Here is a 22,961-nt window from a genome sequence, read left to right as displayed (position 1 = left end):
CGAAATGCTGAAATCTCGGGGACACACTGAAACATGAAAGGAGGAGAGGGAGCCCGCCCCGGACTCCCTCTCCTGAAACCTGCGCACGACTCCCGCTGGCTTTTTTCACCCCTCCGCTCGCGCGCCGGCGAGGCGGCCGACCTTAGTGATGCCGACGGCAACACGCTCCTTGCCCACCTTGATCTCCTCGCGGTGGAAGCCGTCGGCCTCAGGGTCACCGGGCCGCAGGTCGGTCGAGAGCGTCTCGCCCTTGATGTAGTCGGCAAAGCGTTCGATGGCCTCAGCCAGCTCGCCGGTCGCCTGGTAGACCGTCTCGATGGTGTCCTCGATCTGCAGGCCCGCATTCTTGCGCGCGTCCTGCACACCGCGGACGAAGTCGCGCGCCATCCCTTCGAGCCGCAGCTCCGGCGTGATGGTCAGGTCAATCGCGACCATGAAGTCGCGGTCCTCGGCGACGCTGTAGCCCTCCCGGTCCTGGACCTCGACCAGCAGCTCGTCGGGGGTCAGCTCGACCGTCTCGTCGTCGACCGTGAGCGTTACCGGGCGCCCGGCGCGCTGGAGCTGGCCGATGCGCGCCGGGTCGGCGGCTTCCAGCGCCTTCCGGATCGCGCCGAGCTTCGGGCCGTACTTCGGACCGAGCACCGCGAGGTTCGGACGCACCCGGTAGGTAACGTACTCGTCCGGGTTCGCGACGACCTCGAATTCCTTGACGTTCAGCTCGTCGAGGAGCTGGTCCTTCAGACGCTCAATCGCACCAACCGCCCCGTCCTGCCGCGAGCCGACCAGCACGCGCGGCAGCGGCTGGCGGACCTTGACGTTCGCCCGGGCGCGGGCGGCCCGCCCGAGGCCGACGACGTGCAGCAGCGCCGCCATGTCGCGGTCGAGGTCCGGATCGACCTTCGACTCGTCCACCTCAGGGAAGTCGGTCAGGTGGACCGACTCCGGCGCCGACGGATCCACGCTCAGGACCAGGTTGCGATACATCACCTCGGTCATGAACGGAAGGAAGGGCGCGAGCAGCTTGGTGACCGTGACCAGCACCTCGTGCAGCGTCAGGTAGGCGGCCGCCTTGTCCCGGTCGCTCTCCGTCTTCCAGAAGCGGCGCCGGTTCCGCCGGATGTACCAGTTCGACAGGTCCTCGACGACGAACTCCTCGATGGCGCGCGCCGCGTTGAGCGAGTCGTAGTCGCTCAGGCGGTCGCGGACTACCCGCACCACCTCCTGCAGCCGGGAGAGGATCCAGCGGTCGAGCAGGGTCCGCTCAGCCAGCGGCACGTCGTGCTCGGCCGGGTTGAAGCCGTCGAGCGCGGCGTAGTTGGCGAAGAAGGCGTAGGAGTTCCAAAGCGGCAGGATGAACTGCCGCCGCGCCTCGTCGCCGAGCGAGAAGCCGAAGTTGAGGTTCTGCGCCGGGTTGTGCTTCAGATAGAGCCAACGCATGACGTCGGCGCCCATCCGCTCCGCGGCGTCATCGAACCAGATGGCGTTGCCCTTGCTCTTGTGCATCTCCTCGCCGCGCTCGTCGCGGAGCGTGGCGAAGCCGAGCACCGTCCGGAACGGTGCCTGCCCAACGAGCACCGTGCTCTGCGCCAGCAGCGAGTAGAACCAGTTGCGGAACTGGCCCGGGAACGACTCGGTGATGAAGTCGGCCGGGAACCACTCGCGCCAGTACTCGCGGTCATGCCGGTAGCGCAGCGTCGAGAACGGCACGATGCCGGCGTCGAGCCACGGGTTGCCGACGTCGGGGATGCGCGAGGCGATCTCGCCGCACTGTTCGCAGCGGATCTTCACCGCGTCGATCCACGGCCGGTGCGGGGTATGCCCCTCGAACTCCTGCCAGCCGGCGACGGCCCGCTCCTTCAGCTCGGTCTCGCTGCCGATGACGTCGAACCAGCCGCAGGCGTCGCACGTCCAGATCGGGAGAGCCAGACCCCAGTACCGCTTCTTGGAGATCATCCAGTCGTCCATGTTGCGGAGCCAGTCCAGCTCGCGCTCCAGGCCGAACTCGGGGATCCAGCGGACCGTCTTGGCGACCTCCATGATCTGCTCACGCCACGGGTCGACGGCGATGTACCACTCCTCGACCAGGCGGAAGACCAGGTCGGTGCCGCAGCGCCAGCAGGTCGGGTAGCGGTGGGTGTGCGCGTAGGCGTGGTAGAGCAGGCCCTTCTCGCGCAGGTTCTCGACGATCGGCTCGGCCACGGTCGCGACCTGCATCCCGGTGAGCCAGTCGAAGCCGTCGAGGTAGACGCCGTTCTCGTCCAGCGGCGCGACGACCGCCAGGTTGTGCTCCTTGCCGAGCTGGTAGTCCTCACGCCCGGCTCCGGGGGCGATGTGGACGATGCCGGTACCCTCAGCCGCGTCAACGGCGTCCCACGGGATGACGCGGTGCTCGACCCCCTGCTCGGCGGGCAGCTCGTCGAACGGGCCACGGTAGCGCCAGCCGAGCATGTCGCTTCCCTTGACCTCGCCCACGACCTCGTACTCACCCCGGATCGCGTTCGGGACCGCCTCGCGCGCCACGTAGTAGATGTCGTCGCCCTGCTTGACCTTCTGGTAGGTCAGGTCCGGGTGAACAGCCGCGGCCACGTTCGCCGCGAGCGTCCAGGGCGTCGTGGTCCAGACGAGCAGGTACTCTCGATCCCGACCCTCCAGCGGGAAGCGGGCGTAGAGGCTCGTGTGGGTCCGCTCCTGGTAACCCTCGCTCACCTCCATCTCGGACAGGCCGGTCGCGCAGCGGGGGCACCACGGCATCACGTCGGCGCCGCGGTAGATCCAGCCGCGCTCGTGGCACACCTTCAGGAAGTGCCAGATCATGTAGTTGTTCTCGTCGGACATCGTGTAGTAGGAGTTGTCCCAGTCCATGAAGTAGCCGAGGCGCTTGGACTGCTCGGTCTGCACCGCGGCGTACTTCCAGACCCGCTCCTTGCACTTCTCGACGAAGCGCGCGATGCCGTAAGCCTCGATGTCCTGCTTGGAGGTGAACCCGAGTTCCTTCTCGACCTCGACCTCGACCCACAGCCCCTGGCAGTCGAACCCGTTCTGGTAGCGCTGGCGCTCACCTAGCATGGTGTGGAAGCGCTGGTACAAGTCCTTATAAGTTCGACCCCAGGCGTGGTGCACCCCCATCGGGTTGTTCGCGGTGATGGGGCCGTCGATGAACGACCAACGCTTCTTGGACTTTTCGTTGCGCTTCAGGTACTTCTCAACGACGCCGCTCTCATACCACCAGCGCAGCGTCTCCCGCTCCATGGCTGGAAAGTCAACCTTGGTTGAAACGGGCTTGAACACGGCCGACCCTCCTGCTTTCTCTCCGCGCCGTCGGTCGCATCCGGCGCGGCGTCACTCGCAATATCCAACGGTGCCAAAACACCAAACCCCGTCCTCAAATTGAGGACGGGGTTCACCCGCGGTACCACCTCAGTTGACCCGCGCTGCGGGCCCACTCAGCGAGATGCTGTCCGCCGCCCCTCCGGGCATGCGGCTCTACATCTCCGTCACGATAACGGGTGACGACTCCGGCCACGTCTACTAGGCGACGGCGTCGCCGTTCGGGTGGCGGCTCGGGAAGGATTTTCCGCGGGGATCCGACGCATCCGGCTCACACCAACCCCGGACTCGCTGGGCCGATCGCGCCGCGTACTCGTTTCCGTCGCAGCCGTTGCATTATCGTTGAAATGTTACCAGTTTCACGACACCGGGTCAACGCAGGTGCCGGTTCGGCCCGCCCACGCGTCTACAGCCGCCCGGTCACGCTGCCGATGAGGCGCAGGCCGAAGGCCAGAATCACCGCGCCGACGATCGCCGGGATAACAGCGATGCCGCCGATGTGCGGCGGGATGCTGCCGATCAGGAGCGTGCCGAGCCAACTCCCGGCAAGCCCGGCCACGATCGCGCCAAGCACGCCGTAGGGGAGCCGTCCAGGAACGATGTAGCCTGCCAGGAAACCGATCACCGCCGCCACAAGCAGCGTGAAGACCAGCCCGACCAGCGTGAAGGTGATCTTGATCAGGATCAGGAGGACAATCAACGCTGCAATGAGGCCGATCGCGACACCCACCTCTGTCGCCTCCTCGCTTCACCACGAGCCCCGTCAGGGGTGTGCTCCGTCCCTCCAAGGTATACCAAAACCGGTACCCACCGCGTGTGGTGCACGGACTCGTGCATGAGGATCCGGTGCGTGTTCAGAACCATTCTCCTATGCCATCCGATACCATTGGCGCGCTGAGACGTTGTACCGTTTAAGGGGACACAGGCGACGTGTGCGGCCCGATCCGGATGGACCCCGGGCCGCCGCACACGTCGCCTGCTCGTCGCGTACGGGGAAGGGACGGGACCACCATGACACAGCACCGGACGCCCCCGCGGGGCAGATCGCGCCTCCGCACCTGGCTCTACCTACCGCTGGCACTCCTCCTCACCGCGCTGCCCGTACTCTCCGCCCAAGCCCCCGTGAAAGCAGCCGACCCCTTCGATGAGGTGCTCGCCACGATCAACACCTACCGTGCCTGGCTCGGCCTCCAGCCGATGAAGCGACACCCAGCCCTCGACGCTGCGGCCCAAGGCCACGCCCGCTACTACCAGCTCAACTTCGGCGATCCCAACCTCGCCGGAATGGGGCTGCACGCTCAGCAGCCGGGTAGGCCGGGCTTCACCGGCGCCACGATGCAGGACCGCGCCCGCGCCGCTGGCTACACCGGCTGGGTCAACGAGAACATCGGCATCAGCGGCTCGATGGCCGCCAGCGTCGACTGGTTCATCGCAACGATCAACCATCGGCTGACCCTTATCGACCCGCGCTACACCGAAATCGGGTTCGGCGCCGTCAACGACGGCAACGTGCGCATCGAAGTGATCGACGTCGGCGCGCCGTCCTGGAGCGACACGGCCACCCCGGAGTGGGTCGCCTGGCCGCCGGACGGGACCACCGGCGTCGGCCTCCGGTTCTGGGGTGAGGCCCCCAACCCCTTCCCCGGCGCCAGCTACCCCGTCGGCTACCCGATCACGCTCAAATACCACGGTCCGGGGAACGTGACCTTCGAGCGCGCCACCCTGATGGCCAACGGTCGCACCGTCCCCGTGATCGCGCAGACGGGCAACGGCTGGCTCACGCGACGGACCTACATGATTGCCGCCACCAGCCCGCTTGAGCCGGGCACCACGTATACGATCACCGTCGAGGGCCACGTCGACGGCGCGCCCTTCTCCCGCACCTGGTCGTTCCGCACCGCCAACGGGGACGGTGAGCGCCTAGGCCGCCCCGGCCCGGTGCCCGTCGCCCCGCCGCTGGCCGCGCTCCCGCCGGGCGTCGCCGCCGCGGACCGCGCGGTGCAGGACCTCTGGCGCACGACCGACGGCTACATCGCGCAGGGCGCCGACGCGCGCAGTTGGCTGTGGGGACCCGATACCTTCGCCGCACTGAAGGAGGCATACGCCGAGTCGCCCGGCGGCAGCCGCCAGGTCTATTACTTCGACAAGAGCCGCATGGAGATCACCAACCCGGGCGGCGACCGCACCAGCCCCTGGTTCGTCACCAATGGCCTGCTGGTGCGCGACATGATCCGCGGCGAGATCCAGATCGGGGACAACGCGTTCCAGTCGGTCGGCCCGGCCGCTGTCCCGGTCGCGGGGGACCCTGCTCCCCAGAACCCCGACGCGCCCACCTACGCCTCGCTGCGAGGTGTCGCGACCGTCGCCAACGACCACCGGGCGCCCAACCGCATCGGCGCCGCCGTGCAGGAGACCCTGAACAAGGCCGGCGCGGTCGGTGTGGAGCCGACGCTGGCCGGGTACACGACGCTCGCAGCCTACGACGAGGTCACCGGACACAACGTCGCCGCGGTGTTCCATAACTGGCTGACGCAGCAGCCCTGGAATCCGATCTACGTGGTCGGGCGCCCGATCACCGAGCCGTACTGGGTTCGCGCGCGGGTGCAGGGCGTCGACCAGTGGGTGCTGGTCCAGGCCTTCGAGCGGCGCCTGCTGACCTACACGCCCGCCAACGCGGACGAATGGCAGGTGGAGATGGGCAACGTCGGGCGCCACTACTACCAGTGGCGCTACGGCTCGCCCCCGCCATCTCCCTAGCGGCGCTCTCCACACCCGATAGCCGCCTGCCCTGGGAGCCGGGCGACCGCTACAATTGCGGCACGATGCCCGCGGCCGGGTCCACCCGGCCTCGCTCCCAGGAGGCACCATGACCAGCTACAAGGGCGTCGACCACTACGCCACTGTCCGCGAGCGCGTCAACGACCTCTTCCGCAGCACCGAGAGCGTGCAGGCCATCTTCGACGGCGTCTGCGCGATCCTCACGGAAACCCTCCCCCACCACACCTGGGCCGGGATCTACCTGGTCGAGGGCAACGATCTCGTCCTGGCCGCCTGGCGTGGCCCGGCTGCGACCGAGCATGTGCGCATCCCAATCGGCGAGGGGATCTGCGGCTATGCCGCCGCGCACGGAGAGTCGATCATCGTACCGGACGTCTCCAAGGACCCGCGCTACCTCCAGTGCTTCGCCGAGACGCGCGCCGAGATCGTCGTCCCGATCCTGGCGGGCGATCGGGTGCTCGGCGAGATCGACGTCGACTCGAACCAGCTCAACGCCTTCGGCGCGGCCGACCAGGAGATCCTGGAGGAACTGGCCGACCGGCTGGCCAGCACCATCCTGAAGGGGGATCGAGCCTAGCCCCCTGGCTGGCACGCCCCTTGCACCCTCCCCCCGGATCAAAGTGGTTCAACGTGCGACGAGTGCCGGGCAAACCCGGCCGGTCGTCGCCCCAAGGGGAGAAAGCATGACCGTACCGGGTGACACAGGCGGATGGAACCGTGACAAGCTCCAGGCAGCGCTGGCGGGAGGCTACCGGACCGTGATCGGCGTCTTCCCCTCGGTAGACGATGCCCGCTCCGGCCTGGAGCGCCTGCACAGTGCCGGGTTCGACCGCGACATGCTCTCGCTCGTCACACGCGGCACCGACGCCGCAGCAGAGATCCCGTCACAGGCGGCGTCCGACCAGGCCTCCAGCTCGTCCCTGGCGGGCGCGCTCGGCGGTGGTGTCGTGGGCGGCGTACTGGGCGGGCTGGTCGGCGCCGGGCTCCTGGCGATACCGGGGGCGGGGCCGCTCCTGGCCGCGGGCTGGCTGGCCTCGGCGCTGGGCGGCGCGGCCGTGGGCGCAGGCGCCGGCGGCTGGATCGCTTCCGTGGCCGGGCTCGGCGTGCCCAAGGATCTCGCCGCGCACTACAAGCAGCTCGTCGAGCAGGGCAACTTCCTGGTGATGGTCCTGGCCAAGGAAGGCGAGCAGGTCACAACCGCGGAGCGGCTCCTCAATGCATCCGACGCCCGGGACATCGCCAGCTACCGCTACCAGGCCCACCCGGAAGCCTTCCCCGGCTCCGAATCCCCTGCCGAGGACCACCCGCAGTAGCGCTTCCAGCGCCAGCGTCCCATAAAGCCTCGCCGGTCCCTCGCGCCCGGCTCCCCTCTCCCAACGTTGGGAGAGGGGACGGGGGTGAGGGCCCTCTCTACGGGCAAGGCGCGACTCCGTCCGACGCGCGTGATCCTGCTCCTACCGGCTCGCGATGGCGTCGCGGATATCTAGCGGCGTGTTGCTGGCGATGCCGTCGACCCCGGCCCGGGCAACGCGGGCGGCTTCGCCGGGGTCGTCCACGGTCCAGGTGAAGACCCGGTAGCCGCGCCGGCGGAGGAAACGCACCAGCCACGGGGTGACCACCCGGTGCTGGAGCATCACCGACCGCGCCCGGGAGATCCACAGGCCGGGCAGCAGCATCAGGAGGAGGGTGAGCCGCAGCCAGCGGGCTGCCAACGGCTGCAGCGGCGGGGGTGCGCTGGAGGCGAGGTGCCCGCGGGACAGCCCCAGCGCCAGCTCAGGCACCATCCGGCCGAGCCGCCGCAGGCTCCAGATGTGGACGCTTGACACCAGGGCCTGAGCCACCACGTCGTGGCGCCGGAGCGCGGCCGCGATCTCCGCTTCGTAGCCGCGGGCCTTCATGTCGAGGTTGAACGGGCGCACCTTCCCGAATTGCTCGAGGAACTCGTCCAGCGTCAGCAGTCCCGGCACGGCTGCGCGCAGGTCAGCGACCGGCGTCTCCGCCACGTGGAACCGGCGACCGCCCACGTGGACCGTGGCGTCGTGGACAAGGATCAGTGCGCCGTCGACCGTGCGGCGGACGTCGAACTCCACCATGTCGACAGGCATCTGCTCCGTGCGGGCGAAGACGGGGGCGGTGTTTTCCTCGTTGCCCCGGGCGCCGCCGCGGTGGGCGATCAGGATCGGCCGGCCGCTCCCCGGCCCGTCAGCCGCGCGGCGCTCCGGACCGGCCATCCTATCCGTCCTGTCCGTTGTCCGCGTGGAGCCACGACCGGACCCACCGGTACACCGTCACCAGCCCCAGCAGGTAGGCCAGGCCGAGCAGGTAGGAGGCGAGCACGTCGGTCAGCCAGTGGTGGCCCAGGTAGACGCGCGACGGCCCGACCAGCGCCGCCATCGTCGCGATGAAGCCAGTCGTGACCCAGCGCACGACGCCGTTCCGCACCTTGGTGAAGATGAGGTACGAGAAGAATCCCCAGAACGCGACGTAGTGCAGCGTGTGCCCGCTCGGGAAGCTCGAGTCGCGGATGTTCGCCTCGACCACGCGGAACAGCTCGCCGTCCGGTCGAGGGCGCTGCACGAAGAGCTTGGTGGTGAAGCTGAGGAAGCTGGCGCCCCAGGCAGCGATGAGGAAGAGGGCCTCGGTGCGGAACCGCAGCAGCCACGCCCCTGCGATGGCCGTGGCCGGCAGGATCAGGCTCTGCGGGCGGAATCCGAACCAGCTCACGGCGGACATCGCCCGCACGAGCATCGGGTGCTGTGTCCGCTGGATGCGCATGGTGGCGGCCACATCCGCCTGGAGCGACTTATTGGCGCGGACCACCACCATGAGTGAGAGGTAGCCGACCAGTGCGATTGCCGACGCGAGCAGGAAGAACCGTCCCCGGCGACGCTGCACCCGGCCTGGAACGACCGCGCGGTGCGCCCGGCGAGCCGCCTCATCCGCCACGTCGGAGGCGTGCTCGATCAAGTCCGCCATCGCCGCTCCTCTCGCTCCAGCGCGCCGCCCGCAGCCGGCGCGGTCCCTACGCGATACGGCGGCCCCTGCGAGCCGCCGTTCGGATGCTACGCTGCGCTTCCACCGAGCGATGCCCGGGGCTAGTAGGCCGGGACGTCGTCCAGGTCGCGGTAGCGAATGCCATCCTCGGGCGGGGCGAAGCCCTGCCCCACCAGCCAGTCGACCACGCCCTCGATCACGTCGTCCGGGGTGGAGGCCCCGGCCGTCACGCCCACGACCTCGACGCCGTCGAGCCAGGCCGGCTCGATCTCTGCCTCGCTCTCGATGTGGTAGCTGGGCACGCCGTAGCTCCGGCCGACCTCGGCCAGCCGAGCCGTGTTCGAGCTCTTCTTACCCCCGATGGCCAGGATCAGGTCGACCTCGCCGGCCAGCCGCCGCAGCGCGTTCTGCCGCTCCGAGGTCGGCTCGCAGATCGTGTTGCACACCCGGATCTCACCGCCGTCGCGGGCGACCATCGACGTCAACTGGGTGACGAACTCCATGAATTCGTCGACGTTTTTGGTCGTCTGCGAGACGACCGCCACCTTGCGCGGGGGTACCTTGGCGTCCGGGTCGGTCGACCCGCGCGGCGCGTTCCAGGGCAGGTCCTCGATATGCTTGGCGGCGACGGCACGTGAGGTTTCGGCCCAGGCGAGAACCCCGCGCACCTCGGGGTGGAAGGAATCGCCATAAACCACCAGGAAGTACCCCTGCCGCACCAACTTCTGCCCGAGACGCTGGACCTTGGTCACCAGGGGGCAGGTCGTGTCGATCAGCTCCAGCCCGTGCTCGGCAGCCAGCCGCGCACGCTCCGGACCGGCGCCATGCGCCGTGATCGCTACCCGCCGGAAGCCGCGCTGCGCGGCCTCTTCGACCGACTCAGCGGTGTCCACGCCTCGCGCCTTGAGACGCTGCACGACCTGGGGGTTATGGATCACGTCGCCGATGGTCGCGACCGGGTTGTTCGGGTCGCCCGCCTCGGTGATGATCTCCAGGGCGCGGCGGACACCCCAACAATACCCCAGCTCCTCCGCCATCACTATGCGTCGCGTCATCGCGCTTTCTAACCACCTCTCCGGTCGGCTACGTCGGGGTAGCGGATGACCGTCTTGTCGCTGGCCCGGTCCTCCATGAAGCGCTCGGCCAGCCACTCGGGTAGAGTGTCGGGGATGGTCACCGTGTCCGGGTTCCCATCACTGGCATACATTATAGCTGGGTTGTCTGCCGCGTATGCGAACCACTCGGCCAGCACCTCCTCGGTGGCCTGGATCCGCGGCGTCCAGAAGGGGTCGAATTCCGCGTCCACCGGCGACGGTGCCGGGTTGGCGCCCACCATCAGCGCGCCGGTGAAGCGGTACTCCCGGCCCTCGTAGGTGAAGCCGCGCAGCAGCGTATCGTCCCCACCCGGCGGGTACATCCCGAACGGCAGCGCGATCACCTCGACCTCAGCGTCCGGCACGTACTCGCGGATCATATCGACCGCACCGGCCAGCTCCGCCTTGATCTCCTCGTCCGACAACTCGCGCAGGTTGGCGTGACTCAGGGTATGGTTGCCAATCTCGTACCCGTGCTCCACGAGCCAGCGCAGCTTCTCCTCGGCGTATTCCAGTTGCTCCGGCTCGTCGGGCCAGGCGAACGGCGCCCGCGGCAGGATCGAAAAGAGCCCACCGCGCCCGAAGTCCGGGTGGCGCGTGAAGAAGTCTTCCAGGATGCCTACGGCGCAGTTTGGGTCAATCGTCTTCTGGCCATTCTCGTCGACCAGGTAGCGGAACTGGCTGACCACGCCGTCGTCGAAGGTCAGGACCACCGGGCGCTTGCCGGGCGGTGCGCTGATGCGGTTGGTCAGGTAGTCGCGGATCGGGATGACGTAGTAGCCGTTGTCGTAGAGCCACTGGAGGTCCTGCCGGAAACCGTCGGGGGTGCGGTCGTACTCGCCGCCGTCCTCGGTGATGCCGTGGTACATCAGGACCATGACCTGGCCCATCTCGTTCGGCTGGTAGGTCGCCAGTTCCTCCGGGGTCAGCGTGGGTGTCGGCTCCGGCGTCGGGGTCGCGGTCGGGGTTGGCGGTTCGGTCGGGGTCGGCGACGGTGTCGCTGTCGGTTCCGAGGCGGCTCCCCCGCACGCAAGCGAGATCGTTACAAGCAACAGCGTCATCACCCGCGACATCTGCCGCCAGCGCATCCCTATCCCTTTCCCTGCAGCACCGCACCCGGTCGGATCAGCGGCTCACCCCGGCGTTACCACCCTCTGGCGGGGAGGAGCCGGGTGACGCGCGGAGCCTACCGGGTGCCGTCGAACCCGAAGAGCGGCAGCAGCTCGCGCAGGTTCGCAATCGTGTAATCGGGCGGCGGGCCACCGGGCCACTCCCGGCCGTTGCGATTCACCCACACGCTGGCAAGGCCCGCAGCCCGGGCGCCGGCCACGTCGTGCTCCGGGTTGTCCCCCACGTACACCGCCTCGTGCGGCGCCGCCTCACCGAGCTCCAGCGCGCGCTGGAAGATTGCCGGGTCCGGCTTCCAGACTCCGACCTCCTCCGAGACGAGGATGAACGGGAAGGCATCCGCGATCCGCAGGCGTGCGATCTTGTCGCGCTGGATCACGCTCGGACCGTTGGTGATCATCCCCACCCGCGCGTGCTGCCGCACGGCGTCGACCACCTCCAGCGCCTCGTCGAAGAGTTTCAGGCCGCGGTAGCGATCGCTCACGTAGGATGCGACCGCGCGCTCGACCCGCTCCGGTGTCCCGGCTCCGACCTGCGCCAGGATGTCGGCGAAGTGGTCGGTACCAAAGACGGAGCGCGCGACCGACGCCTCGACCAGCGCATCCAGGTCAACATCATCCAGGCCACGGCAAGCTTCCGCGAACGCCATCCGAAGGCGCAGCCGCAGCGACGCATTATGGTCGCACAGCGTGTCGTCGAGGTCGAAAAGGACCAGTTTAGGACGGAAACCGCTCGTGGCCATCTATCATTTTCCTCCAGCCGTACGACCGACGAGCCAAGCCTATTCCTGAACAGGCGACAGCGTCAAGCAACGCTCAGCTCGACCAGAGCCAGCCGGCTCACCTGGTACTGCTCCTGCTCGCGCAGCGGGCCGTCGCCCGAACTGGGACGTGTCGAGACGGTGCCGCTGACTCCCCATGAGGTGTCAAGCGGACGGCGCCTGCCCGGCTCCCGTGTCCTCACCGTGGCTCGCCGGGCGCAGCCGCGCCATGGCCAGGGCGTCGACATATTGTCCGGCCCGGAACGCGTAGTCGACGAACCGACCTTCCACCACGAAGCCGAACTTCTCGTAGAGGTGGATCGCCGCGGCATTGTCGGCGTAGACGGTCAACTCGACCCGGTGCAGACCGAGCCAGTTGTCGGCCAGGTCGATCATCGCTGCCATCAGGGCGGTCCCGACGCCCCGCCCCTGAAACTCATCGTGCACCGCCATCCCGATCGAGCCGACGTGCCGGCGCCGCGCATGGCGCTCGACATGGAGCCCGAGGGTTCCCACCACGCGGCCGTCCACCTCGGCCACCAGCCGGTGGACGTCAGGGTCGTGGTCCGTACCCCGTTGTCGCCGCTCCGCGACCGAGCGATAGGGGAGCTGGAGCGTGCCATAGACCACGCCGGGGCAGTTCAGAATCTCGGTGATGGCCGGTACGTCCTCCGGCTCGGCCCCGCGAACGACAATCCTCTCCATCGCGGCCCCCTCTCCCTGCCGGGCGAACAAACGGGTGCGACGCGAAGGTCAACCGTTTGGTATTCTAAAGCGATGACCTCGCAATGAGGCAGGACGATTCAAGACGGTGCCGAACGGCACCGAGCCTACAAGGAGGAGCATGGCGCGTTACACTGGACCCAAGCACAAGATCTCCAGGCGGGAGGGCATCAACCTGACCGGTACCCGGTCGCGCTCGCTGGAGCGGCGGCTCAAGACCCCGCCCGGCGCCCATGCCCATGCCCGCCCGCGCCGCATGACCGAGTACGGCCGCCAGCTTCGCGAGAAGCAGAAGTTGAAGCGGCATTTCGGCATGCTTGAGAAGCAGTTCCGCCGGACGTTCCAGGACGCCCGCCGGTCGAAGGAGCCGACCGGAACCGCGCTGGTCAAGCTGCTTGAGTCGCGGCTGGACAACGTCGTCTACCGGCTGGGCTTCACCCCGACCCGCCCCATGGCCCGCCAGCTCGTGAATCACGGGCATGTGCTGGTCAACGGCCGCCGGGTCGACATCCCCTCCTACCGGGTGTCCCCGGGCGATACGATCGCGCTGACCGAGAAGGCGGCGGAGATCCCGGACGTCCAGGAGGCACTCCAGGACGCCGGACATCAGATCCCGTCGTGGCTCTCCCGCGAGGGCACACAGCCGGTCGGCCGGGTGATTTCGGAACCCAATCCCGAGGAGCTGGACATCCCGGTCGACATCGAACTGATCATCGCGTTCTACGCGCGGTAGGAACTCACACTGGCACCCAAGGCCCGGCATTGCCGGGCCTTGGAAACCGGTATCCGCGGTGATGCCGGTAGCCGTGCTCAGTTCGCCCCGTAGTCGCCCTCCAGCCAGTCGGGGGCGTCGCCCGGTTGCTGGCTCAACTCCAGCCGGCGCTTCAGCCAGAGCTGGTCCAATTCCTCCTGGATCTGACGCAGCCGCTCGGCCCGCTTTGTTGCGGCAAGCCCGTACACCTGCGCGTTCAGCAGGCGGCGGCGTTCCTCATTCAGTGCATTGATCCGCGCCAGAGTGTCGCTGTCGTGTCGCAGCGCGCCGCCGTACGGCTCCACCTGTTCGTCCAGCTCCGGCATGTCGCCCCGCGGCACATCCGACACGCTCAAGTCCGGGTCAGGAACACGGCGGCGCAGCAATCGTGCTCGGTCGTCTCGGGACATCGATCCGCTCCACTCCAAGCGTTCAAGGGGTACTCGGTCGCCCCTGCCTTGAACGGCTTTCACCGATCCCACAGTGCGCGACCTTCAGCATGTTCGTGACCATGAGGTACGCAGCAGACGCCTAACCGGTCAGCAGATCCGCCACATAGGAGAGCGCCGCCCCGGCCGATGCCTGCACGACAAAGTCGGCCAGAGGATCCAGCGGAGTCGGCTCACGGTTGATGATCGCCAGGACTGCGCCCTGCTGGGCAGCGATCAGCGGCACCTTGGCCGCCGGGTTGACCTGGAGCGACGACCCGACAACCAGCATCAGCTCACAGTCCCGCGCGATCTCTAGCGCGCGGCGCAGGTCGTCTGCCACGAGCGACTCCCCGAAGGAGATGGTCGCCTCCTTGACGATCCCGCCGCAGACCGGGCAGACCGGCTCCTCATCCCCCTCCGGCAGCGGGAACTCCGCGGCCGGGAACCGCCGCTCGCACTCCAGGCAGCGGATCTCGTGGACCGTGCCGTGGAGCTCGATCACCGACTCCGGATCGGCCCCGGCCCGCTGGTGCAGCCCGTCGATATTCTGCGTGATGATCGTTGACAGCAGACCGGCTTCCTGTAGCCGCACGAGCGCCAGGTGTCCCGCGTTCGGTTCCACCTGGACCATCTGAGGATAGCGCTCCCGCCGTCGCCGCCAATAGGCAGCCCGGACCTCCGGGTCGTTCAGGAATTCGCGGAACGTCGTCGGCCTGACCCGCTTCCAGAGGCCGTTCGGCCCCCGGTAATCGGGGATCCCCGACTCCGTGGAGATGCCCGCGCCGGTGAACGCCACCACCGGGCGGCGCACGCGGATCTCCCCGGCGAGAGCCTCCAGGGTCTCGCGCTGCTGCTCGGTCAGCGTCGCTCGCGTCGATGTCATTTCGTGCATATGTCCCTCTCCACCCCCCCAATTAAACGATGGCTGTCAACCAAGAGGGTCCGTTCGACATGGGGACCGAGAGGCACGGGCCATGCCACGCACCTCTAGAATGCTGAGGAGCGATGCCCTCCTCGACACACAGCAGCACGCACCACCCGGCGGACTCGTGCGGCACTGCCAACACGGCGACGCGGCGTGGAGGATACCGTGCCGCGTCCGTGGGGTGTAACAAGTCGATCGGGTGTAGGCGGTCGGCACGAGCCAGGGTTAGGTGGCGGGAGGATCTTCGCGCTGTGGTCGGATCCCCTCGCACTACCGGGGCACGTGTCGACCGTGCACATGCGATGACAGGGTCAACCTTGAGGCGCCCCGGGCACGCTCCGCTGCTGCCGCCAGCCGAAGAGCGCCATTGCGCCTACTCCCAGCAGGGCCAGGAGTGACACCGCAGCGCCGGCGCGCGCGAGGGGTGGCTGGAAGCGCCAGACGACCTCGTGCTCACCCGCCGGCACCGTCACCGCGCGGAACAGCCCGTAGGCGGTGGCTGACTCCGCCGGCTCGCCATCCACCGTCGCGACCCAGCCCGGATAGTCCGGGTCTGCCAGCACCACGTACGCAGGGCGGTCGGTCTGGACCCGCACGTGGACGCGGTTGGCCTCCAGGCGCTCGATCGTGACCTCCCCCTGGCCGCCCGGTTCTGCAGGCGGGAGTTCGCCGGTGAGGTAGAGCGTCTCGCGTGGATCGAAGTCGGCTTGCCGGATCGCCGCCAGCGCCGTCTCGGAATCCACCTGCTCCGCTGTGTAGGCCAGCCAGACCCGGGGCATCGCGTCCTGGTTCTCCCAGATGACGAGCCCATCGTCGGTCTCGTGGACGCGGCGGAACGAGGCTCCCGGCGGCTCCGCATCCGCGTCAGTGATCAGAAACCGCGCGCCGAGCAGGTCGTAGAGTCCCTGGTCCCGGTTGTCCACCGCCGCGCGGCGGGCAGCGTCGTAGTCCCGCGGCTGCATCGGGTCGTACAGGCCACCCACGTCGTCGAGCCCGACCACCGCGGCCAGGTCCGGCTGCCAGCGTGCTGTCGCCGCCTCGATGCGGAAGGGGCCGGACCGCTCTGCCTCGGTCCGGAGGTAGTCGACCGCCTCTGCGTGTCGGAACCCGCCCGTGATGTCGTCCGGCGACGGGTTGAACGTCGCCGTTGCCCCGAACAGGTCGACCACGATCAGCACTGTGGCGGCCACAGCTACCGCCGGACCCTGCAATCGACCTCCGAGCACCGCCCAGAGGAGGACGGCGGTCAGTGCCAGATAGAGGAACAACAGGTTCAGCCCATCGACGGCGATCACCGGGCGATTCGACAGGTCGTTGGCGCTGAGGATGATCGAGTAGAAGACGGGGATGACGAAGAGCGCCAGCGCCGCCGTCCCGGCCAGGACCACTCGCAGGGCGAGACGAACGGCACCTGCTACGCGCGAGGCCAGCCTATCCGCATGCGCCGCCAGCTCGCTCACGCCGAACCCGGCGAGGAGCGCCAGCGCGAGGTCTAGGTAGAGCACCGCGCGGGCCGGGGCGCGGATCAGGTCGTACAGCGGCACGAAGCGGTAGAACCAGCCGTGCAAGGGCGTGTACGGGCCGAGCGCGAAGAGGAGGGCAGCCAGCCCCAGGCCGCCGAGGAGGAGCCGGACCGGTTCGGGACGCGCGACCAGCGCGATCCCGGCCAGAACCAGGGTTGCGATGCCCGCGTAGGCCCAGATCTCGCCGTTGGAGAACGGACCCCAGTAGTCGGTCGGATTGCTGCCGAACGCCTTGGGGACCAGGAGGTGCAGCAGCGCCACCGGCTGGATGCTGAACTCGCTCGCCTGCTCGTAACTCAGACCGGTGCGGACGGAGAGCCGCGCCATCTCCAGTGACGGCAGCACCATCGGCGCAGCCAGCGCCACGCCGCTGCCGACCGCGAGCCCTGCCCGGAGGGCATCGCCGACGAGCGACCACCAGGGCCATCGGCGTAACTCGCCCGGGATCACGCCGGTATCCGGTTGGACCGTCGCGGTGCCCTCGGCCCCGCCGGTGATCGGCCGCAGCATCCCCGGTAAAAGGCGATGCCGGTGCGCGACCCAGAAGAGCCACCAGGCCCCTCCCACTGTGAGGGCGTAGACGAGCGTCTGTTGGTGTCCGGCGCTGGTGATCAGGAAGGTCACGACTGCCGCGGCCGCTGCCCAGCCCCAGGAGGCACGGACGACCATCAGCCGCAACGCAAGCAACAGGAGCGGCACCCAGGAGGCCGCCGCCAGCATCCCGTAGTGCCCCAGGTGCGCCACCAGGAAGCCGCTGTAGGGGAAGACGATCCCGGGCACGACCGCCGCCAGCGGGCGCATCCCCAGCGTCCGCGCCAGCAGGTAGGCGCCGATACTGGCGATCCCGAAGTGGGCAATCGCCAGCAACTCCAGCGCGCCGTAGCTGAACGGGCGCGCCAGGAGGTACGTCAACAGATTCAGCGGATAGAGCACCGCCGCCTGGAAGTTCGCCAGGTGCGGCATCCCGCCGTGGAGGTGCGGGTTCCACAGCGGAATGATCCCCTCCCGGATCTGGGCCGCGCTGAAGGCGTGGAGCGGGAAGACGAACGAGACCAGATCACCGCCCCCGCGCGGGACCTGGGTGGGGGTGAGCAACGGGCGCCAGAAGAAGAGGAGGTGCGCTAACCCGAGGGCGCCGAGTGCCACAACATCGCCCAGCAGCCCGGGCCACCGTGACCGCAGCGGCCCCCGCGCCAGCCAGACGAGCCCCAGCCAGAGCAACGCTCCGGCGGGCACCAGCCACAGGGGGATCAACCCGGCCGTCCGCGGGGCGAGATCGACCATCGGCACATGCGCACTCCATGGTCCAAACGTCAACGGTATCTTAGGCACGCCCGCACGGGAATGGAAGCGTCATCGGGAGTGCGGCCCCGATGGGGCACTCTGCCACGCTGCCCCGCGCCGCACGAGCCTGGGACGGGGAGATGTTGCGTGTTGCGTGTTGCGTGTTCCGTGCAACGTCCGGCTCGGACGAGGCCGCATCCGGCGCCCGCACTCGCTCGTCTCGCGTCTCGACTCTCATCCACCGCCGCGGGGTCGGTTCCCCCACGCGAACTGAGCCGGTGGGAAGGACACCAGAAGAAGCACGACCCCGTCCTCGCCGGGACGACAGGTTGGGCGGATTTCGCCCATCCCTCTGGATCACACGTTGAACAGGAAGTGGACGATGTCCCCGTCCTGGACGATGTACTGCTTCCCCTCCAGGCGGAGCTTGCCCGCCTTGCGCGCTTCGGGCAATCCCCCGGCGGCGATCAGGTCGTCGTAGCTCACCACCTCCGCCCGGATGAAGCCGCGTTGGATGTCGGTGTGGATCTCCCCGGCTGCCTCGACGGCCGGCGTCCCCCGGCGGATCGTCCAGGCGCGCACCTCGTCCGGTCCGACGGTGAAGAACGAGATCAGGCCCAGCAGCGCGTACGAGAGGCGGATGACCCGATCCCGGCTCGACTCGGTGATGCCGAGGTCGGCCATGAAGAGGGTGGCATCTTCCTCGTCGAGCACCGCGATCTCCGCCTCGATCTTGCCCGCCAGGGCATCTACCTCCACCCCGGGTCGCCCGAAGCGCGCCCGCGCCTCCTCGACCAGCGCCTGCGCCGGCGCACCCAATTGTTCCTCGCCCACGTTGAGGAGGATCAGCAGCGGCTTGGCGGTCAGGAAGCCGAAGCCGCGCAGCAGCCGCTCCTCCTCCGGCTGAAGCTCCACCTCACGGATCGGCGTCCCCTCCTCCAACGCCGTCTTGAGGCGCCGGAGAACCTCGGCCTCTCGCTCGTTCGCCTCGCGCTCGGCTCCGCGCAACTTGGGGATGTTCGCCTCCAGGCGCCCCAGCCGCTTCTCGATCAGCGCCAGGTCGGAGAAGGACAACTCCAGGTTGAGCGTCTCGATGTCACGCGGGGGATCCACCGAACTCTCGGGATGGGGCACCGACGGGTCCTCGAAGGCCCGAACCACGTGGACCAGCGCCGCGCCCTGACTCAGGTAGCCAAGCAGCCGCCCGCTCATGCCCTGCTCGTGGATGCCCTTCGCCAGCCCGGCGATGTCGTAGTACTGGACGTCGGCCGGCACGGTACGCCGGGGATTGAACATCCGGGTCAGCACGTCCAGCCGCTCGTCGGGCACCTTGACCGTCGCCAGGTTCGGCTCCTCCTCACCGGTGGAGAAGACGCCGGTGGGCGCCTCAGACCGCGTCAGCGCGTTGAACACGGTCGTCTTGCCACTCTGTGGGAGCCCGATGATGACCAACTGCAGCGCCATACCGCCTCCGCCTGCCTCCTCGGTACCCCGGCACTCCCCCACGGCCGGGCCGCGTAGGTTGTACCACGCCGGTCCTCGCCCGGCAGCCCGCCCCTGTTACCTTGGCCGCCCGACCAGCGGGTCGACCGCACCGGCCGCCGCGAAGGCCTCGGCCCGCAGGCGACACGAATCGCACACACCGCAGGGCGACTCGCCGCCCTGGTAGCACGACCACGTCAGCCCGTAGTCCACGCCGAGCGCCAGGCCCAGCCGCACCGTCCCGGCCTTCGAAAGGTGCAGCAGCGGCGCGACGACCGGGATCGACCGGCCTTCCTCGACGAACTGCTTGCTCGCGAGATCAGCCGCCCGCTGGTACGCCTCCAGGAACTCTGCCCGGCAGTCGGGGTAGCCCGAGTAGTCAACCTGACTGACCCCGATGTAGATTGCCCTGGCCCCGACCACCTCGGCGTAGCCGGAGGCCACGGCCAGGAAGATGTGGTTGCGCGCGGGCACCCAGGTGCTCGGGATGCCGTCGGTCACTCCACCGGTCGGGATCTCCCCATGGCCGGTCAGGGAGGAGCCACCGATGCCGGCCAGATCGATGCGGACCACGCGGTGCTCGACCGCCTCGACCGCCCGGGCCACCGCCGCGGCGGCGTCCAGCTCCCGCCGGTGGCGCTGGCCGTAGTCGAACGACAGGGCATAGATGGCGTAGCCGCTGGCCCGCGCAAGGTAGGCAACCGTCGTACTATCCACGCCGCCGGAGAGCAGGACCACCGCGCCCGGACGTTCATTCGCCTGTGCCTGCATCTTGCGTAATACTCCGATCCCTGGGTATCGTGATGCCGTCGACGACCGTAGGGGATGGTACCGGTGAATACGCGTGCATCACAAGGACCGGCCCGTACACGTCCGGCGCGGGGGGATTCCGAGACCGGGCCGCCCCCCTGGGCCGCGATGCTCTCCCTGGCCGCGGCGATGCTGGCCGCGCTGGCGACCGCCACCTGGCATCACCGCTGGGAGCGTGCCGCCAACGGCACCCCCGAGCGCGGGGTGCTCGACGGTCTGTGCCACGCGGGGACCGCGCTGACCGTGGCGCTGCCCGTCCTCCCCTACGTGCGGGAGCAGGGGACGTTCCTGCGCGTGGCCCTCGCCAGTGCGCTCCTGATCGACCTCGACCACATCGCCGCCGCCCGCTCTCTGCGGCTCGACCGCTGCATGACCATGGCCACCCGGCCGTTGTCCCACTCGCTGCTGACCCCGGTGCTCCTCGCCATCCTGGCTGAGCGATTGGCGCCGGAGCGGCACCTGGGGCTGGCCGCGCTCCTCGGCCTCGGCTCCCACCTGCTGCGCGACCTCTACACCGGCGGGGTGCCGGTGCTGCACCCCCGTCACGTGGTGTCGCTCCCGCCCCGCGTTGTCATTCCTCTCCTGGGACTAATGGCGATCTTCAGCCGCAGCGCCACCCGCCGCCGCCTCGGGACCCGGCTCCTGCGGCTCGCATTGCCGTGATGCGCGCCCAATCTCTGAACTATCGGGTATAATGACCGCGGGCCAACTCGCGGCCCAACGACGGCCCACCCGGACCGGCTGCCAAGGAGGTGGCGATGAATCAGGCACACGGCGGACTCGGTGAGTTGCTGGTGATTGTCTATCTCGGGATCGCGATCGCGTCGTGGATCCTGGCGCGGCGTCAGGGTCTCCCTCCCTGGCTGACCGGCACCGCCCACGCCCTGCTCGGCGTCCAAATCATCATGGGGATCATTCTCTTCGTCCGGAACCCCAACCTCGTCCCATGGACGCATGTCCTCTTCGGGCTGCTGACCATCCCGGCCATCATGCTGGTCGTCCCGCTGCGCCAGCGCATCGGCCGCAATCCCGCCATCGCCGTATCGTCCGCTGCCGCCGGTCTCTGCGCGCTGGTCGCCGTCATCATCGCCATGACGCGCTGAAACTGAGCCCGGTGCGCCGGCTTCTCGCCCGCCCCCCACACGCAACTCCCCTCTCCCAACGTTGGGAGAGGGGACGGGGGTGAGGGCCGTTCTCGCGGACTGAGGACGGGCGAGGCTCCGTCCGACGCTCGCGCTCCTGGCTACAACTCGCTGATGACCGGGAGAATCATGGGGCGGATCTTGGCGTCGCGGTAGATCTGCCGGCTGAGCACGTTCTTCGTCCGGCTCACGAGGTAGCCGTAGCTGAAGCCGCCCTTCTGCCGCTTCTCCAGGAAGCGCCGCAGCTCGTCCTCGGCGCGCTTCAGTACCTTGGCGTCGATCTGCCCGTCCAGTCCCTGGGCGGAGACGTCGGGGCCCGCGATCAACTGGCGGCTGTCCCGATCCACGATCATCGTCGCGATGATCACCCCGCTGGCTGCGATCTCATCCCGCTGCCGCAGGATCACGTTCCGGTTGCCGATGATATCCACCAGCACTGCGCCCGATTCCACCGTCTGCTCCCGGCGACCGGAGTCGCGGCCGAAGCTCAACACGTTGCCGATCTCGGGCAGCAGCACCTGCGCATCGTTGTAGCCCATCTCCAGCGCCAGCTCACGATAGAGCGCCAGGTGCCGGTACTCGCCGTGGATCGGCACCACGAACCGGGGCCGCAGCAACCGGAGCATGAAGCGCAGTTCATCGCGGCTGGCATGACCCGAGACATGGATCGTCGGCTCGATAGCCGAGTAGACGACGCTGACGCCGCGGCGGAACAACTGGTCGATCGTCTGCGAGACGGTGTCCTCGTTTCCCGGAACCGGGGTAGCGGAGAAGATCACCGTATCGCCGCGCTGCAGTTTGATCGCCGGGTGCTCGCCACTGGCGATGCGCGCCAGCGCCGCCGACGCCTCCCCCTGGCTGCCGGTCGTCAGGAAGAGCACCTGCTCACGAGGCAGCTTGACCGCCACATCCAGCGGGATAATCGTGTCCGGCGGCGGCTTCATGTACCCGAGATCCTGCGCGATCCGGGTGCTCTGCTCCATGCTGCGCCCGGAGATGGCCACCTTACGGCCGTGGCGGTAGGCCGCGCGGATCGCCTGGTCGATGCGGGTGATGTTCGAGGCGAAGGTCGTCAGCACCACACGCCCCTTCGCCTCCCCGATCACGCGGTAGAGCGTCTCGCTCACGACCGCCTCCGAGGGCGTGTGCCCTGGCCGCTCGACGCGCACGGCGTCGGACAGGAGCAGCAGTACCCCCTCGTTCCCCAGCTCGCGGAGCCGGGCCTCGTCGGTGGGCGGGCCGAGCGGTGGGGTCGGGTCGAACTTGAAGTCGCCCGTGTGCACTGCCCAGCCGAGCGGGGTGCGGAGGGCAACCGCGAAGCTGCCCGGGATACTGTGGGTGACCGGCACGAACTCGGCCGTCAGGTACCGCCCCAACTGGTAGTGCTGGCCCGGCTCGACGACGTGGAACTCGGCCAGATCGAGCACACCCGCCTCGTCCAGCTTCGCCTCAGCATACGCCATCGCCAGCGCCGAGCCGTAGAGCGGGATCGGCGCTCGCGACTTCAACTGCGGCAGCAGGTACGGCAGGCCACCGATGTGGTCCTCGTGCCCGTGGGTGATCAGGATGCCGCGTAGCCGGTCCACCCGCTCCTTGACGTAGGTGATGTCGGGCACGATCAGATCGACGCCGCGCATCTCCTCCTCCGGGAACTTCGCCCCGGCGTCGATCATCACCAGATCCCCGCGATACTCGTAGACCGTGAGGTTCTTTCCGACCTCCCCAACCCCGCCGAGCGGGATGACTCTTACCCGTGGCCGCGCCATGCGCTCGCTGTCTCCCTGTAATGTTCGTTCCGCATCCCGCGCC

General features: G+C 68.6%; 20 protein-coding genes. 6 read left to right on the top strand and 14 right to left on the bottom strand.

Annotation, left to right across the window (positions count from 1 at the left end):
• Positions 1-105: 105 nt before the first annotated feature.
• Together ileS and STHE_RS01645 are read right to left on the bottom strand one after the other, a co-directional pair.
• Entirely contained in the window at positions 106-3,288 is a 3,183-nt protein-coding gene (gene ileS, locus STHE_RS01650; RefSeq protein WP_012870824.1) for an isoleucine--tRNA ligase, read from the bottom strand.
• Positions 3,289-3,733: 445 nt separating this feature from the next.
• Positions 3,734-4,057, bottom strand: a complete 324-nt coding sequence (locus STHE_RS01645) for a GlsB/YeaQ/YmgE family stress response membrane protein (protein WP_012870823.1) — start codon at positions 4,055-4,057, stop codon at positions 3,734-3,736.
• Positions 4,058-4,338: 281 nt separating this feature from the next.
• On the opposite strand from STHE_RS01645, the gene STHE_RS17670 reads away from it, so the two are divergent.
• The 3 genes from STHE_RS17670 (at position 4,339) to STHE_RS01630 (ending at position 7,418) form a co-directional block, all read left to right on the top strand.
• Positions 4,339-6,084: a CAP domain-containing protein gene (locus STHE_RS17670; RefSeq protein WP_012870822.1), complete on the top strand. Its 1,746-nt coding sequence runs from the start codon at positions 4,339-4,341 to the stop codon at positions 6,082-6,084.
• Between the two features lie 109 nt (positions 6,085-6,193).
• Positions 6,194-6,682: a GAF domain-containing protein gene (locus STHE_RS01635; RefSeq protein ID WP_012870821.1), complete on the top strand. Its 489-nt coding sequence runs from the start codon at positions 6,194-6,196 to the stop codon at positions 6,680-6,682.
• 106 nt (positions 6,683-6,788) lie between these two features.
• On the top strand, positions 6,789-7,418 hold the full coding sequence (locus tag STHE_RS01630) for a hypothetical protein (RefSeq protein ID WP_012870820.1): 630 nt from the start codon (positions 6,789-6,791) through the stop codon (positions 7,416-7,418).
• A gap of 141 nt (positions 7,419-7,559) precedes the next feature.
• Here the strand turns inward: STHE_RS01630 and STHE_RS01625 are convergent, their stop codons facing one another.
• The 6 genes from STHE_RS01625 to STHE_RS01600 form a co-directional block, all read right to left on the bottom strand.
• Positions 7,560-8,336, bottom strand: a complete 777-nt coding sequence (locus STHE_RS01625) for a glycerophosphodiester phosphodiesterase (protein ID WP_012870819.1) — start codon at positions 8,334-8,336, stop codon at positions 7,560-7,562.
• Position 8,337: 1 nt separating this feature from the next.
• Positions 8,338-9,081 carry a phosphatase PAP2 family protein gene (locus STHE_RS01620; protein WP_012870818.1) on the bottom strand — a complete coding sequence of 248 codons (744 nt, stop codon included), beginning with the start codon at positions 9,079-9,081 and terminating at the stop codon, positions 8,338-8,340.
• Between the two features lie 119 nt (positions 9,082-9,200).
• Positions 9,201-10,154, bottom strand: a complete 954-nt coding sequence (gene ispH / locus STHE_RS01615; RefSeq protein ID WP_012870817.1) for a 4-hydroxy-3-methylbut-2-enyl diphosphate reductase — start codon at positions 10,152-10,154, stop codon at positions 9,201-9,203.
• Between the two features lie 8 nt (positions 10,155-10,162).
• Complete coding sequence (locus STHE_RS01610; protein ID WP_012870816.1) at positions 10,163-11,281, bottom strand: polysaccharide deacetylase family protein; 1,119 nt, start codon at positions 11,279-11,281, stop codon at positions 10,163-10,165.
• Between the two features lie 98 nt (positions 11,282-11,379).
• Positions 11,380-12,063 (bottom strand): HAD family hydrolase, encoded by a 684-nt coding sequence (locus STHE_RS01605; RefSeq protein WP_012870815.1) that lies wholly within the window; start codon positions 12,061-12,063, stop codon positions 11,380-11,382.
• A gap of 183 nt (positions 12,064-12,246) precedes the next feature.
• Positions 12,247-12,786 carry a GNAT family N-acetyltransferase gene (locus STHE_RS01600; RefSeq protein ID WP_012870814.1) on the bottom strand — a complete coding sequence of 180 codons (540 nt, stop codon included), beginning with the start codon at positions 12,784-12,786 and terminating at the stop codon, positions 12,247-12,249.
• Positions 12,787-12,925: 139 nt separating this feature from the next.
• On the opposite strand from STHE_RS01600, the gene rpsD reads away from it, so the two are divergent.
• The gene (gene rpsD / locus STHE_RS01595) at positions 12,926-13,537 is read left to right on the top strand and encodes a 30S ribosomal protein S4 (RefSeq protein ID WP_012870813.1); all 612 of its coding nucleotides are present in this window, start codon (positions 12,926-12,928) and stop codon (positions 13,535-13,537) included.
• 77 nt (positions 13,538-13,614) lie between these two features.
• Here rpsD and STHE_RS01590 read toward each other — a convergent pair whose 3' ends face one another.
• The 5 genes from STHE_RS01590 to queC all read right to left on the bottom strand — a co-directional run bounded on the left by STHE_RS01590 (position 13,615) and on the right by queC (position 19,971).
• Positions 13,615-13,965: a DUF2630 family protein gene (locus STHE_RS01590; protein WP_012870812.1), complete on the bottom strand. Its 351-nt coding sequence runs from the start codon at positions 13,963-13,965 to the stop codon at positions 13,615-13,617.
• A gap of 121 nt (positions 13,966-14,086) precedes the next feature.
• Complete coding sequence (locus tag STHE_RS01585) at positions 14,087-14,869, bottom strand: SIR2 family NAD-dependent protein deacylase (RefSeq protein ID WP_148219870.1); 783 nt, start codon at positions 14,867-14,869, stop codon at positions 14,087-14,089.
• Between the two features lie 353 nt (positions 14,870-15,222).
• Positions 15,223-17,718 carry a YfhO family protein gene (locus STHE_RS01580; protein ID WP_245534908.1) on the bottom strand — a complete coding sequence of 832 codons (2,496 nt, stop codon included), beginning with the start codon at positions 17,716-17,718 and terminating at the stop codon, positions 15,223-15,225.
• Between the two features lie 357 nt (positions 17,719-18,075).
• Positions 18,076-19,182, bottom strand: a complete 1,107-nt coding sequence (gene ychF, locus STHE_RS01575; protein WP_012870809.1) for a redox-regulated ATPase YchF — start codon at positions 19,180-19,182, stop codon at positions 18,076-18,078.
• Between the two features lie 96 nt (positions 19,183-19,278).
• A complete protein-coding gene (gene queC, locus STHE_RS01570) occupies positions 19,279-19,971 on the bottom strand; it encodes a 7-cyano-7-deazaguanine synthase QueC (RefSeq protein WP_012870808.1) in 693 nt (230 codons plus the stop codon).
• A 147-nt stretch (positions 19,972-20,118) separates the two neighbouring features.
• On the opposite strand from queC, the gene STHE_RS01565 reads away from it, so the two are divergent.
• Together STHE_RS01565 and STHE_RS01560 are read left to right on the top strand one after the other, a co-directional pair.
• Positions 20,119-20,673 carry a metal-dependent hydrolase gene (locus tag STHE_RS01565; RefSeq protein WP_012870807.1) on the top strand — a complete coding sequence of 185 codons (555 nt, stop codon included), beginning with the start codon at positions 20,119-20,121 and terminating at the stop codon, positions 20,671-20,673.
• 95 nt (positions 20,674-20,768) lie between these two features.
• The gene (locus STHE_RS01560; RefSeq protein WP_012870806.1) at positions 20,769-21,113 is read left to right on the top strand and encodes a hypothetical protein; all 345 of its coding nucleotides are present in this window, start codon (positions 20,769-20,771) and stop codon (positions 21,111-21,113) included.
• 140 nt (positions 21,114-21,253) lie between these two features.
• On the opposite strand, the gene STHE_RS01555 is transcribed toward STHE_RS01560, so the two are convergent.
• On the bottom strand, positions 21,254-22,918 hold the full coding sequence (locus tag STHE_RS01555) for a ribonuclease J (RefSeq protein ID WP_012870805.1): 1,665 nt from the start codon (positions 22,916-22,918) through the stop codon (positions 21,254-21,256).
• Between the last annotated feature and the right edge of the window lie 43 nt (positions 22,919-22,961).

This window comes from Sphaerobacter thermophilus DSM 20745, from assembly GCF_000024985.1.
Lineage (GTDB): Bacteria > Chloroflexota > Chloroflexia > Thermomicrobiales > Thermomicrobiaceae > Sphaerobacter > Sphaerobacter thermophilus.
The sequence above is the reverse complement of the archived record's forward strand: the minus strand, read 5'-3'. Positions and strand labels throughout refer to the sequence as shown.